This window comes from Thermoactinomyces sp. CICC 10522 (assembly GCF_016055075.1).
GTDB lineage: Bacteria > Bacillota > Bacilli > Thermoactinomycetales > Thermoactinomycetaceae > Thermoactinomyces_A > Thermoactinomyces_A daqus.
In genome coordinates this window covers 71,901-85,311 of the sequence record NZ_JAECVY010000007.1, presented here as the reverse complement: position 1 = coordinate 85,311, position 13,411 = coordinate 71,901, and the positions used below count along the sequence as shown (strand labels likewise).

General features: G+C 51.4%; 14 protein-coding genes. 7 read left to right on the top strand and 7 right to left on the bottom strand.

Annotated elements, in window-relative coordinates:
• Positions 1-227 precede the first annotated feature (227 nt).
• The 6 genes from clpC to I8U18_RS11255 form a co-directional block, all read right to left on the bottom strand.
• Complete coding sequence (clpC, locus tag I8U18_RS11280; protein ID WP_232336373.1) at positions 228-2,669, bottom strand: ATP-dependent protease ATP-binding subunit ClpC; 2,442 nt, start codon at positions 2,667-2,669, stop codon at positions 228-230.
• Positions 2,670-2,835: 166 nt separating this feature from the next.
• A complete protein-coding gene (mcsB, locus tag I8U18_RS11275; protein WP_033100643.1) occupies positions 2,836-3,933 on the bottom strand; it encodes a protein-arginine kinase McsB in 1,098 nt (365 codons plus the stop codon).
• A 13-nt stretch (positions 3,934-3,946) separates the two neighbouring features.
• Entirely contained in the window at positions 3,947-4,468 is a 522-nt protein-coding gene (gene mcsA / locus I8U18_RS11270) for a protein-arginine kinase activator protein McsA (protein WP_033100644.1), read from the bottom strand.
• Between the two features lie 6 nt (positions 4,469-4,474).
• Positions 4,475-4,942, bottom strand: coding sequence for a CtsR family transcriptional regulator (locus I8U18_RS11265; RefSeq protein WP_033100645.1), 468 nt, complete (start codon positions 4,940-4,942; stop codon positions 4,475-4,477).
• 120 nt (positions 4,943-5,062) lie between these two features.
• Positions 5,063-5,752, bottom strand: coding sequence for an MgtC/SapB family protein (locus tag I8U18_RS11260; protein ID WP_198056011.1), 690 nt, complete (start codon positions 5,750-5,752; stop codon positions 5,063-5,065).
• A 125-nt stretch (positions 5,753-5,877) separates the two neighbouring features.
• Positions 5,878-6,534, bottom strand: coding sequence for an HAD family hydrolase (locus tag I8U18_RS11255; protein WP_370589390.1), 657 nt, complete (start codon positions 6,532-6,534; stop codon positions 5,878-5,880).
• A gap of 206 nt (positions 6,535-6,740) precedes the next feature.
• On the opposite strand from I8U18_RS11255, the gene I8U18_RS11250 reads away from it, so the two are divergent.
• The 7 genes from I8U18_RS11250 (at position 6,741) to rbsK (ending at position 12,278) form a co-directional block, all read left to right on the top strand.
• The gene (locus tag I8U18_RS11250; RefSeq protein ID WP_160173828.1) at positions 6,741-6,890 is read left to right on the top strand and encodes a hypothetical protein; all 150 of its coding nucleotides are present in this window, start codon (positions 6,741-6,743) and stop codon (positions 6,888-6,890) included.
• A 336-nt stretch (positions 6,891-7,226) separates the two neighbouring features.
• A complete protein-coding gene (locus tag I8U18_RS11245; protein ID WP_235281646.1) occupies positions 7,227-8,087 on the top strand; it encodes an ABC transporter ATP-binding protein in 861 nt (286 codons plus the stop codon).
• Complete coding sequence (locus I8U18_RS11240; protein ID WP_198056009.1) at positions 8,071-8,880, top strand: ABC transporter permease; 810 nt, start codon at positions 8,071-8,073, stop codon at positions 8,878-8,880. The genes I8U18_RS11245 and I8U18_RS11240 overlap by 17 nt, the downstream gene beginning before the upstream one ends.
• Before the next feature lie 185 nt (positions 8,881-9,065).
• On the top strand, positions 9,066-9,920 hold the full coding sequence (locus I8U18_RS11235) for a sensor histidine kinase (RefSeq protein WP_198056008.1): 855 nt from the start codon (positions 9,066-9,068) through the stop codon (positions 9,918-9,920).
• Between the two features lie 22 nt (positions 9,921-9,942).
• A complete protein-coding gene (locus I8U18_RS11230; protein WP_052154123.1) occupies positions 9,943-10,548 on the top strand; it encodes a LuxR C-terminal-related transcriptional regulator in 606 nt (201 codons plus the stop codon).
• Between the two features lie 209 nt (positions 10,549-10,757).
• Entirely contained in the window at positions 10,758-11,171 is a 414-nt protein-coding gene (locus tag I8U18_RS11225) for a FixH family protein (RefSeq protein WP_033100649.1), read from the top strand.
• A gap of 201 nt (positions 11,172-11,372) precedes the next feature.
• Positions 11,373-12,278 (top strand): ribokinase, encoded by a 906-nt coding sequence (gene rbsK / locus I8U18_RS11220; protein WP_033100650.1) that lies wholly within the window; start codon positions 11,373-11,375, stop codon positions 12,276-12,278.
• Positions 12,279-12,295: 17 nt separating this feature from the next.
• On the opposite strand, the gene I8U18_RS11215 is transcribed toward rbsK, so the two are convergent.
• On the bottom strand, positions 12,296-13,402 hold the full coding sequence (locus I8U18_RS11215) for a site-2 protease family protein (protein WP_370589389.1): 1,107 nt from the start codon (positions 13,400-13,402) through the stop codon (positions 12,296-12,298).
• Positions 13,403-13,411 lie beyond the last annotated feature (9 nt).

The window sequence follows — 13,411 nt, the reverse complement described above, 5'->3', positions numbered from 1 at the left end:
TCTTTTCCCCTACTTCACTCCGCGTTCATCTATGTTTTTTCAGTCACTAAACAAAAATTTATGATCACAGCATTACTTCTTTCCCATTATAGCAAATCTTAAAAGAAATACACGTGAACATAAAGTGCAATTGTCAGGAAGACTTTAAAAAGCAAACGACAAAATTTTGACGAAAAGAAAAAAGACTGCTAAACCTCATTTGTTTAGCAGTCTGTGATGATCCCGGATCAGGTGGAAGATCTGGCCCCTTCTTTTTCTACCGTCAGCTGGCCGTCCCGGTAATCGATCACCACCGAATCTCCTTTTTTAATGTTGCCCCGCAGCAGCTCCTCGGACAGACGGTCCTCGATGTGTTTCTGGATTGCACGTCTCAACGGGCGGGCGCCGTATGACGGGTCAAACCCTTCTTTTGCCAGATGTTTTTTCGCTTCGTCAGTCAGTTTGAAGTCGATATTTTGTTCATGGAGCCGTTTTCTCAGCTCTTCGACCATCAGCGAGACGATTTCCTGCAGATGCTCTTCTTTAAGCGGATGGAAGACAATCACATCGTCAATCCGGTTGAGAAACTCCGGCCGGAAGGTCTTTTTCAACTCTTCCATCACATTTTGTTTCATGTTCTCATAATCATCACGGGACGTGTCACCGACGGCAAAGCCGAGCCTTGCATTTTTCCGGATGGTCGAAGCCCCGACGTTGGAAGTCATGATGATGATCGTATTGCGGAAGTCGACCGTGCGCCCCTTTCCGTCGGTCAAGCGCCCGTCTTCCAGCACCTGAAGCAGGATGTTAAATACTTCGGGATGCGCTTTTTCAATCTCGTCAAACAAGACGACCGAATAAGGTTTGCGACGCACTTTTTCCGTCAGCTGCCCGCCTTCTTCGTATCCAACATATCCCGGAGGCGAACCGACCAGGCGGCTGGTGGAGTGTTTTTCCATATACTCGGACATATCGATGCGGATCATCGCATCTTCATCGCCGAACATCGCTTCGGCCAACGCACGCGCCAGCTCGGTTTTTCCAACCCCGGTAGGCCCGAGGAAGATAAAGGAACCGATCGGCCGTTTCGGATCTTTCAGTCCGGCACGGGCACGACGGATCGCCCGGGAAACCGACTTCACGGCCTCATCCTGTCCGATGACGCGGTTGTGCAGGATCGATTCCATGTTGAGCAAACGCTCAGACTCTTCTTGTGCCATTTTCTTCACCGGAATTCCCGTCCAGCTTGAAACGACTTCGGCAATATCATCAGCCGTCACTTCCGAGTCTGTTTTTCCTTGATCCTGTTTCCAGTTGTTGCGCGTGATCTGAATTTCCTCGCGCAGCTTTTGCTCTGTATCTCTCAGCGATGCCGCTTTTTCAAACTCCTGGCTCTGTACGGCCGCATCTTTTTCCTTTTTCACTTCTTCCAGTTTTTGTTCCAGTTTTTTCAGTTCCGGCGGAACCATATACGATTTCAAACGAACCTTGGATGCCGCCTCGTCGATCAAGTCAATCGCCTTGTCTGGCAGATACCGGTCAGTGATATACCGGTCGGAAAGCCTGACCGCCTGTTCGATGGCCGCATCGGTAATTTTCACGCGATGGTGCGCCTCATAGCGGTCGCGCAGTCCTTCCAAAATCAAAATCGCTTCCTCAATGCTCGGCTCATCGACGAGAATCGGTTGGAACCGCCGTTCGAGAGCTGCATCCTTCTCGATGTATTTCCGGTATTCATCAAGCGTGGTCGCCCCGATGCATTGCAATTCTCCGCGGGCAAGAGCCGGTTTCAAGATGTTGGAGGCATCAATTGCCCCTTCGGCTCCGCCTGCACCGATCAAGGTGTGCAATTCATCGATAAACAGGATGATATTCCCCGCTTGGCGGATTTCATCCATGATTTTTTTCAGACGGTCTTCAAACTCCCCGCGATATTTCGTGCCGGCGACCACCGTTCCCATGTCGAGCGTCATCACCCGTTTGCCGCGAAGCGTTTCCGGGATTTCCCCATCGACGATTCGCTGGGCCAATCCTTCTGCCACAGCCGTTTTCCCCACACCGGGCTCCCCGATCAGCACCGGGTTGTTTTTTGTCCGCCGCGACAAGACTTGAATCACGCGTTCAATTTCTTTGCTCCGCCCGATCACCGGATCAAGATTTCCGTCCCTGGCTGCTGCCGTCAGATCACGGGCAAGACTGTCCAGCGTCGGTGTATTGACGTTGGTGTGCGCACCCGGATGGGAAGAGAGTGCTTCGCTGCTGCCCAAAAGTTGCAGCACTTGTTGCCGTGCTTTGTTCAGGCTGACCCCCAGATTGTTGAGCACGCGCGCAGCGACGCCTTCTCCCTCACGGATCAACCCGAGCAGAATATGTTCCGTGCCGACATAGGTATGCCCCAGTTTGCGCGCTTCATCCATCGAAAGCTCAATCACCTTTTTGGCCCGGGGGGTATAGGCGATGTTTGTCGGTACCCCTTGGCCGCGCCCGATCAGGTTTTCCACTTCTTTTTGAATTTTATCCAGTCCCAGTCCCAGCGCGATCAACGCTTTGGCGGCAATCCCTTCGCCCTCGCGCACGAGACCGAGCAAAATGTGTTCTGTGCCAATATTGCCATGTCCAAGGCGAACCGCTTCTTCCTGTGCCAGAGCCAACACTTTTTGCGCCCGTTCGGTAAAACGGCCAAACATCATCTTCTCAGCACCTCACCTTTTCTGTGAAAGTGTGTTAAAAGAACCTTTGCCATGAAAATTTCTGCTCCGGAACGAAACCCGATCCCGACCCGCGCCTTTCGAGGCCGGCCGGCAATGGTTTCATCCCTGACCCGTTTTGTGAACAGTCCATCAACCAAAACGGTTTCTATGAGGGGTCAGGGCTTCCTCCTTTTCCTTTCTCAAGTGCAAGGCGTTCCCGAATCAATCTTGCCCGCCTGGTATCCCTCTGCTCCGCATTGAGGCGCTGACCGGCGTATTGTTGCAAAAAACCGGGTTGTGTCATCACCATCAGTTCATTCATGACATTGGCCGACACGCCGCGAATCAGTCCGAGATCAATGCCAAGCCTTACATCGGACAACCGTTTCATCGACTCCTTGGAATCGATAATCCGGGCATGAGCCAAAATCCCGTAGGAACGCTGCACGCGATCCTCCAGTTGAATCGGGGAAACTTCCTGCAATCGCTGTCTCGCCACATGCTCATGTTCGATCATCTGCTTGACAACTCCTTGCAGGTTGCTCAGAATCTCTTCTTCAGCAAGGCCGAGCGTTACCTGGTTGGATACCTGGTACAATTGTCCCAATGCCTCACTGCCTTCTCCGTAAATGCCCCGGACAGCCAGGCCGACCTGGGTAATCGCCGGCAACAGGCGATTCAACTGCTGCGTCATCGCAAGTGCGGGCAAATGCACCATCACTGAAGCGCGAATCCCGGTTCCGACATTGGTCGGGCAACTCGTCAGGTACCCCCGGCGGTCATCGAAGGCAAACGCAAGATGCCGCTCCAGCCAGTCATCAATCTGGTTGGCCAGTTCCCATGCTTTTTCCAGTTGCAGTCCCGGAAAGAGCACCTGAATCCGAATATGATCTTCTTCGTTGATCATGATGCTGACTGACTCATCCTGGCTGAGAAGGACAGCACCATAACGTGATTCTTCAGCCAACATCGGACTGATCAGATGTTTTTCCACCAGCACCCGCTTCTCAAGATCGGTGAGATCTTGCATTCGCACCAGTTCGGCTCCCTGCAGGATGGGGTGAAGATCCTGTTCTTCCCTCCATGCCTGTTCCACCCTGCGGACAACCTCTTCTGCCTGCGATTGGGTACTGAGCATAGGAAAGGGAATCCCGACCAAGTTACGCGCGATCCGCACCCGGCTGCTAAACACGATATCAGATTGCGGACCCTTCACCCGCATCCATTCACTGATCGCATTTTGCATAAAATGTTCGAGCGACATGGAAGGTTCCTCCCTATTTCTCTAATCGTTCCTGAAGCGAGCGAATTTGGTCCCGCAGGCGGGCTGCTTCTTCAAACTCTTCCGCCTTCACTTTGATCGCCAACTGTTCTTTTAGTTTTTCCAATTGACGCTTTAACTTAAGCTCTCCTTTTGTCCGGGACGGTATTTTTCCCGCATGGTTTGCGTGACCGTGAATTCGCCGAAGCAGGGGATCGAGACGATCCTTGAACGTTTTATAACAATCGCCGCAGCCAAAGCGGCCGATTTTGCTGAATTGATTGTACGTCAGCCCGCAGGTGGGGCAACGCAGCGTCTGAGACGAGAACGATTCGTGCGTACCGGATGCAGGAGAATTATCAAAGTTTAAAAGTCCCGAGAGCAGCTGCTGAAAGGAGATTCCGCTGCTGAATCCCGGCATGCTTTCCCCTTTTTCTCCTGCACACACTTCGCAGAGGTGCATTTCGGTTTTATGACCATTGACGATCTTCGTGTAATGAATCGTAGCCGGCCGCTTTCCGCACTCAGGACAGAGCATCGGCCGTCACTCTCCTTTACTGAATAATGTAGTGATCAGGATTCGCATCATTTTCGCACGGATCTGGTCGCGAATCCGAACTGGGAGCTGAAGTGTTTCCCTGGAAATCAGGCGTTGCATCAGCATCGCTTCCCGTTGAGTCATCAGGTTCTTCTCCAGCAAATGGCTGATCACATGCTCCGCTGCCAACTGCGGAATGGCATCACCGATTTTTTCCAGCATCTCCTCGAAAATCTCCCGGCGGTTTTTATAACGGACTTTTTGAATTCGGATAAACCCGCCCCCGCCTCTTTTGCTTTCCACAATATACCCTTTTTCAATCGTGAAGCGGGTGCTGATCACATAATTGATCTGAGAGGGGACGCACTGAAACAAATCGGCCAGTTCACTGCGTTTGATCTCGATTACGCCATTTTCGCTTTCATTTAGAATGGATTTTAAATAGCGTTCGATTATGTCGGAAATACTGCTCATTCGAACGCCCTCCTGCTGACTTTGACTAACTTTGACCTTATGATTTTATTATAGATAAAAAACAAGAAATTGCCAAGCCTCTCTTCTCTATTTTAGAATTGACTTCGTTCGGCCCATTTATTACTCGAATCGTACCGATTTTACTCCTTCCAGCTCGCGCACCTCCTGAGCCAACAGGGGCGATTCGATCCGTTCCGGAAACCGGATGGTAAAGGTGATATTCAGACACCGTTCACCATCATCCTCTTCCTGGATATCGACTTTGCGGATACTTCCGCCTCTGTCTGCGATCATCGAGGCGATTTCGCCGAGCATCCCGGGTTCATCCGCTACCCTAATATGAAGGATATGCAGATGGCGCTTTTTAATCCAAACCGATTCGAGACGGTTGAGCAGTTCGAGGCTGACCAGTACCAGAAGTGTGGTTAAAATCGCCCCGAACAAAAAGCCGGCACCCACCGCCAGGCCAATGCCGGAAACCACCCACAGGGAAGCCGCAGTGGTAAGCCCGGTGACCGAGGCACGGTGGCGCAAAATCGTCCCCGCACCCAAAAAGCCGATGCCACTTACTACCTGGGCAGCTAGGCGCGCCGGGTCAATCCGAACATTGGCCTCTTTCACAAAATCGGAAAATCCGTAGATCGAGATCAGCATAATCAGCGCCGAACCCAGACTGACGAGAATATGGGTGCGAAATCCCGCCGGATGATTGTTCCGCTCTCGCTCCCATCCGACCACTCCCCCCAGCATGCCCGCCAAAAACAGGCGCAGGGCCACCTCAAACCAGGAGATTTCCCATATGCTTTGCATACCATGTTCGCCTCCCCGGCCGCTTTTTCCGTGAAAGTGATCAAGCCGGGTCAGGGCCCCACTCCAGACTTCCATCGTTCCTGATGGCCAGTCCTGCGGGACACTGTGACCCTCTTCAATCTTTCTTAAGCGAGATCGAGCATTTGCGCAAACGAAGAAATCAAGTGATCCGCCCCCGCCAATTCATCCCGGGAGCCAAACTGGGGAAAACCGCTGTAGCGGCAGCCGACCGTGACAAGCCCATTTTGCTTGCCAGCCTCCACATCGGAACTTCGGTCCCCGACCATCATCCCGTCTGTAACCTGATGCTGTTCTTTTAAAAGTGAGACCAAATCCACTTTGCTTTTCGTTTTATACTCTCCTGCGGAATAAATTCCCGTAAACAAGGAAGTTAAATCCCCGGATTCCAGTTCGCCGCGGACATAGGGCCCCACCCCGTTGCTGGCGATAAATAAAGCGTATCCCCGTTCTTTTAATGCATGGAGTGTTTCTTTCACCCCGGGATAAAATTCCCCGCGGTGCCTGCCGATCAGCTCAAGCTCAAAACCGAGCATCATCCGGTCGGCTTTTTCCCTGATTTCTTTCGTCGCATCGGGCAGTAATGTCTGCCAGAGTTCATCATGGGTCATGCCGAAAACAGACCTGATTTTGTCTTCAGTCGGCATCTCTTCCCGGTAAAGCCCTTCCTCCTTTAAAACGCGAAACGTTTCAAGAAAAGCGGGGAGTCCCACTTTTTCCGATTGAAATAAAGTACCGTCAAGATCGAAGATGATCGCTTTCACCTGAATCCCTTCTTTCTATTGAAAATCATTCCCTATTTTAGCGCGAATCATCGCGATTGGCGATTTTCCCGCCGACTCCCCGGTTCAGAATAAAGAACAAAATAATAATTGACAAAATATTGTCCAAAAATATAAAATACTTCTATGAAGCGACTGAATTGTCGTTTCCCCATTCCATCCATCTTTTTGAAAGGAGGTCGTCAGCCATGATGTTGCTCATCGCTTTTGCATCCAACGGGATTCGTATGCCCATTTTCACCCTTGTGCCCGCAATGAACGGCAGCGGCAACATTTATCATGGCAAAATTCCATATTCATCCCCGTGCGGCGGCCTCAGTGAAAAAAAGGTGGATTAGGAATCTGACTGCAAAAATCACCACAGGGCTCCACACGGATACCTGTGGTTTTTATATTTGCGTTGAAAACCACAGGTCTGCTCCGTTCCTGTGGTCTTTTTTTTGCTTTGATTAACAAAAAAAGGAGTCGATGTGAGATGTTGGTCAATTTTTGGTTGATCGAAGGGCCCCGTTCATACCGGGAGAGCATTATCAACGACAAGATACGAGGCTTCTCATGGAAACGGCAGCTTTTCTTCTTTTATTATTAATCGCCCGGGCGGGAACGGGTCCTCATCCCTTCCCGCTGTCACGTCAACAAGTTCAATCCCTTGGGAGTGATTTCGATTGCTTACTGTGAATGAGGAAAAGAAAACAGAGAACCATTCCTCAGCGAGCCAAGTTGCGGTGGAATGCCGGGACGTCTGCAAATCATTTTATGAAGAAATAAAAGACAGCCGTTCATGGAAAAACCTGTTTCTGGGAAAGAAGCGGGAAGTGAAAGCCGTTCATCAAATCTCCTTTCAGATTCGCAGGAACGAGGTGTTCGGTTTGCTCGGCCCAAACGGCTCCGGCAAATCAACCCTGATCCGCCTTCTGTCCACCCTTCTGTTCCCGGACCGGGGCCAGCTGACCATCTTCGGACACGATGTCGTCCGCGACCAGCGTCAAGTTCGCCGCTTCATCAATCGCGTTTCCGTTGAGGCGTCCTTTTTCAAAAAGTTATCCGCGATTGAAAACTTGCGGTACGCCGCCCGGATCTACGGATTAAACACAAGCGAGGGAGAGAGAAAAGCGCTCTCTATCTTGCGGCGCCTCGGCATGAACGAAGACAAGGCGCAAACATCGCTGGAAAACCTCTCCCGCGGGATGCAGCAAAAAGTGGCCATCGCCCGCGCATTGATGACTTCACCCACCCTCCTGCTGCTGGATGAACCGACAACCGGGCTCGATCCCAAATCAAAACGGGATGTGCAGGAGTACGTGGAGGAAGTGATGGAGACGCACGATGCGACGATAATTTTGACTACACATGATATGGATGAGGCTGAACGGTTATGCGACCGCATCGCCATCATCGATCACGGCAAAATTGTCGCCATGGATACGGCGGAGGGACTGAAAAAACAGATCGGAACCGCTTCTATGGAAGAAGTTTTTTTCCGTTTTACCGGAAAATCATGGGAGGATGTTTTGGCCGATGAAAATACAGAATGAATTAAACGCCATGTATGCCTTTGTCGAAAGAAGCTTCAACCTGGTCCGGCGCTACATCACATGGGAGATCGTCTTCGTTTTTTACAACATCGTCAATGCATTGACCATCGGGCTGATCGGCACGACCATCAAAAACCAGGAACAACGGGCCGAGATGATTCTCTATCTCGTGATCGGCGCTCTCTTCTGGGGTTTTATGTCCGTTTTATTTGAAGAAGTCTCGAACTCCATCACATGGGAACGTTGGGAAGGAACGATCGAATATACGTTTATGGCACCCATTCGCCGCATTACCCATCTGACGGGGATGTGCCTGTTCGCCATCCTTTACGGATTGGCCCGTACTGCGATCGTTCTCGTTGCCGTAGCCTCCTTTTTTGATTTTTCCCTGCAAAAGGCAAATCTGATCGGCGCCCTGCTCGTCCTGGCGGTCGCCAGCCCTGCGTTTATCGGATTGGGCTTGATCGCAGCCGTCCTGCCGTTGCTCTCGCCGGAGCGGGGAGCTCAAGCCACGCATATCATTCAGGGGATTATCCTCCTCGTCTCCGGTGTCTACTACGATGTGAGCGTCCTGCCTGCTTGGCTGCAACCGCTCGCCTATCTGTCACCGGGAACCTATGCGCTCCAGGCAGTGAGAAAAGCGATCCTTGACGGGGCGGCGATCACCAGTCTCTGGCCCGATCTCCTCGCCCTGATCGGCATCGGGATGATCTTAATCCCGCTGGGGCTATTTGTTTTCTCCACTGCAGAAAAATATGCGATGCGCACCGGCAAACTAAAGAGAAACGGGTAAATCTGAGTTTCACCGTATTGGCGCTTTCGCCTGTAGCGACCCGCTTTCAAAAATCCCTCCATTTTATTCAGTCACAACTTGAAATAAACCGGGTTCATTTGACAAAATGGCAGAATTCGGTCTTTAATAACCCCAAACCATTTTCCGTTTGGGGTTTCTTTGCGAAAAAGGAGGGACGACCCATTTTGTCCTATAAACAAATCAAATGGCTGATCCTCATCATCCCCACACTGGTAACAGGAGTGTGGGAATACGTCCGCCATCAGTTTCTGCTGCCCGTCATCTCCATGCAATTCGGAAATTATCTGACACCGGTGCTGGTTTTTGCCGTGACCATCACCCTGCTTTACCGCCTGTTTGCCATCTATGAAAACATGCAGGAAGAACTGAAAAAGGAACGGGAGGAAAAAGCGGTCTTCAAAGAGCGGGAACGGATCGCCCGCGAGCTTCATGACGGAATCGCCCAAACCCTGTTTCTCTGCTCGGTCAAACTGAACCGGTTGCGGGAAAAGTACCCGGATGCCGATCTGGTCAGCGTCGATCAACACCTGCGCCAGATCCACGATGATGTGCGTCAGGCGATCTTCAATGTCAAAACGGCCTCATCCCTCCCGTCACAAATCTGGCAAAAGCAGTTGGAAACGTGGTTTCACCTGTTTGAAACGGATACCGGTATTGCCGTCCGTAAGAAAATCGATCTTGAGGAGAGCAGGTTGTCCCCCAAAGAGAAGATCGAGTTGTTCGCCTGCATCCGGGAGGCATTTACCAATATCCGCAAACATTCGGGAGCCCGTCAGGTTGATTGCCGTCTCTCCTCCTGCCCGGGCGGCTGGAAGCTGGTGATTGAAGATGACGGAAAGGGATTTTGTGGCGATCCCTTCGCCTCCCCGACCAGCTTCGGCCTGAAGATCATGCAGGAGCGGGCCCGGCAAATCGGGGCAGTACTCTCCTTTACCCGAGAGCAGGAAAAAACGAAACTGATCATTCAAAAGGAGGGCGGGGAAATTGGAATCCCGTTGCCGTATCCTGATAGGAGATGACCATGATCACGCCCGCGAAGCGATGCGCATCATTCTTGAGGAAGATTCCCGTTTTCAAATCGTCGGGGAAGCCAAAACAGGGCAAGAGGTGATCCGTCTGGCGGAAGAATTGATGCCGGATATGATATTAATGGATATTAACATGCCCGGTCCGAGCGGTTTGGAAGCGACACGTGTGATCAAAGAGAAATTTCCCTACATCAAAATTGTGATGGTCACCGTTTCCGATGACGCGTCCGACCTGTTTGCAGCACTGAAACAAGGGGCACAGGGATATCTGCTGAAAAATTTAAATCCGTCGCTCTGGCTCACCTACTTGCGTTCCATTGCAGCGGATGAGACCCCGATGCCAAAAGAGGTCGCCAGACGAATCCTCCAGGAGTTTACAACACCGTTCTCCCCTTCCGAGGAGCCCGGCCACGCCCTGACGCCGCGGGAGCAGGAGATTCTCACCCTGGTCGCACAAGGACTCACCAATCGGGACATTGCCGCAACTTGTTCCATCTCCGAATATACGGTAAAAAATCACCTGAAAAACATCATGCAAAAACTGCATCTGCAAAACAGGGTGCAACTGACGAGATATGCACTGAAAAGAGGCTTTTTGCGCTCCCGGCCCGGTGAATAAAACATTTCGGTCTTTTTGGCGCAACAATGGGATGAGACTCTGAACAAACGCGCGAGGAAGTCAGGCCCCTGACCGGCCTGCAACCAACTCTCACAGATAAAATAGCCCCAAAGAGGGATAGTATAAGCAAGGAGCTTTGTTAAGATGAATTTGTATCCTTCCGGCAACCATGCACGTTTTGCTGATGAAAAAGGAGGCCGTATGCCAAAATGGGGATGAAACGCCGTGTGATCGGACTGGCGGGAATCATCATGCTGCTGATTTCCGTAACCGCATGCAATCAGGCAGGCAGCAAACCGCATCATGAAGCGAATACGCCGACTCCGATTCAACTTAAAATCTCCTTCCAGTCCGATCCCAACCATCCACAGGCCAATCAGGCAACGCAGCTCAGCGCCAGTGTCCAGTCAAATACCGCTCCGGTAAAAAATGCGAAAGTGGAGCTGGAAGTGTGGAAAGAAGGAGAAAAACATCAAGTGCTTCCCACCACACAGACAAAAGCTGGCGTATACAGCACCAAACACACTTTTCCGCAAACAGGAACCTACCAGGTGATTGTCCATGTAACCACGCCCAACATTCACCAGATGATCATGGGAAAAGTCAACGTGGGTCGTTCTTAGCCCCTTTTTCCGCAATCAATCGTTTGGTAAAATAACCTGAAGATGGGCAATTGCCATAACATCTGAGCTAATTCCACTTCAATCGGGAGGAGTCTTTTTGAAGCAAAGACTCCTCCCGTTCATTCACCGCCTGCCCATGGCATCGCAGTTGATTCATGACCGTTTTCCCCACAACACCCAAAAGATAAGGATGGAACCCGTATGAATCAAGGCAAAATCGTGGTTATCGGAAGCATGAGCATGGATCTGGTCGTCACTTCACCAAAGCGTCCTCTTGCCGGAGAAACCGTCATCGGCGAGGAACTTCATATTGTGCCCGGAGGAAAAGGAGCCAACCAGGCGGTTGCCGCCAGACGGGCCGGAGCAGAGGTGGAAATGGTCGGAGCGGTGGGAAACGACCAGTTTGGCCGCATGGTGCGCGAAAATTTCCGCAAGGAAGGGGTATCGATCACCCATCTGAAACAGCTCCCCGGCATGAGCACCGGAACTGCCCACATCGTGCTTGCCGAGGGAGACAACAGCATCGTCATTGTCCAGGGAGCCAACAAAGAAGTGACCCCGGAGCAGGTCGAGGAAGCAAGCGAGCTCCTGTTATCCGCCTCCATCGTACTCATGCAATTGGAAATCCCCTTGGAAACAGTCTGTTATGCAGCGAATTTGTGTAAACAGCATAACATCCCGGTCATTTTAAACCCGGCTCCGGCAAACGCTTTGCCGCCATCGTTGATTGAACAGGTGACTTTTCTCACACCGAATGAACACGAATGCCGCACCTTGTTCGGGGAACAGGCAGAGGTGGAAGCGATTCTGCGCAAATATCCCAATAAATTGATCCTAACTGAAGGGGAGAAAGGAGTGCGTTACTTTGATGGGGAAAAAATCAGCCGCATCCCCGCTCTGTCCGTCAAGGTAACCGATACGACCGGAGCCGGAGACACTTTCAACGGCGTATTAGCCGTCGCCTTGGCCAAAGGATTGTCATTGGAAGAAGCGATTCGGCACGCCTGTGCCGCCGCCAGCCTGTCGGTCACCAAGCTCGGTGCACAAGGCGGGATGCCTGCATGGGATGAAATCAAAAAAGCACTTCAATCACGAAATGAAATATAACCTCCTTCCCTTTTGCTTCAACTGACCTGACCGGGTACCAGCAAGCCGGACCGGCTCAACTGAATCATCATAAAGACGAGAAAGAGTGCCAGCCCGAAATAGGCGATGCCATACAGCCAGCGTATTTTTGCCGGAACACGATAGTACTCATCATCACTTTGCAACCCGCCGACCGGGTCCTGGATCATTTTTACCCGGATCACCATACGGACATCAGGATGATGCGGGGACGGGGAGGATGTGCTGACCAGTTCAGCCCCGGTCACCTCACCCGGGCATATAAACCGCAAAATCGTCCCAATCCCGGGAAACTCCACTTCGGCGAAATGTTCCTGTGTCTCAACCGTACAGTACTGGCGATAGGGAAGAGAACGGCGATGCGCTTCACCCGGAATCCAAATGCCCGATTGCTCAAAACGGGAACGTTCCACATTTGCCTGCATGTAAACATCCTTTTCCTTTCTCCGGCGTTTCCCTCCACGCAGGTGGGACCACAACTCCAGGACAAAGAGGATATAGATGAAGACCAGCAACAAGCTTTTAAGATAGATAATCAGCACCAGCCCGAAAACCAGTCCCGCCACCCACAGCCATCTCGTCACGGCGATGACAATCCGCCCGCCATCCAAAGGGTGAATGGGAAGCAGATTAAATAAATTAATAAAAAATCCGATGTAAGCGATGGCAAGCAAGATTGGATTATGCCACCAAATCCCCAGACAGTAGCAGGCAAATGCTCCCACTGTTCCCAACAACGGCCCGCCCAGGGCAATAAACGCTTCCGTTTCCGCATCGCTCGGCTGTTTCTTCATCGTGATCAAAGCACCCAAAAAAGGAATAAACGCCGGGGCGGAAACAGGCAACCCCCGCTGCTTGGCAGCAAGTACATGTCCCATCTCATGGATAAAAATCATCAGAACCAACCCGACGGCGATGCGAATCGGAAAAAAGAGGGCGTATCCGCCGATGGAGACCAACATGGAAATCAACGTACCGCCAAACTTCCCGAATTTCAAGAGCGGCAACAGCGCTTTCAGCTTTCCGAGCAAACTCATCAGAACCACACCGATCCAACCCAGCCAGGAAACAAATCGGTTCTTCTTTTTTGGATTCTCCTGATCCACTGCAAGGGC

Bases quoted from the DNA above. Each gene is read 5' to 3' on its own strand.
- I8U18_RS11240 (WP_198056009.1), top strand. From the start codon at position 8,071: ATGAAAATACAGAATGAATTAAACGCCATGTATGCCTTTGTCGAAAGA.
- mcsB (WP_033100643.1), bottom strand. From the start codon at position 3,933: ATGTCGCTCGAACATTTTATGCAAAATGCGATCAGTGAATGGATGCGG.
- I8U18_RS11265 (WP_033100645.1), bottom strand. From the start codon at position 4,942: ATGAGCAGTATTTCCGACATAATCGAACGCTATTTAAAATCCATTCTA.
- I8U18_RS11250 (WP_160173828.1), top strand. From the start codon at position 6,741: ATGATGTTGCTCATCGCTTTTGCATCCAACGGGATTCGTATGCCCATT.
- I8U18_RS11225 (WP_033100649.1), top strand. From the start codon at position 10,758: ATGGGGATGAAACGCCGTGTGATCGGACTGGCGGGAATCATCATGCTG.
- rbsK (WP_033100650.1), top strand. From the start codon at position 11,373: ATGAATCAAGGCAAAATCGTGGTTATCGGAAGCATGAGCATGGATCTG.
- I8U18_RS11230 (WP_052154123.1), top strand. From the start codon at position 9,943: ATGCGCATCATTCTTGAGGAAGATTCCCGTTTTCAAATCGTCGGGGAA.
- clpC (WP_232336373.1), bottom strand. From the start codon at position 2,669: ATGATGTTTGGCCGTTTTACCGAACGGGCGCAAAAAGTGTTGGCTCTG.
- I8U18_RS11260 (WP_198056011.1), bottom strand. From the start codon at position 5,752: ATGCAAAGCATATGGGAAATCTCCTGGTTTGAGGTGGCCCTGCGCCTG.
- mcsA (WP_033100644.1), bottom strand. From the start codon at position 4,468: ATGCTCTGTCCTGAGTGCGGAAAGCGGCCGGCTACGATTCATTACACG.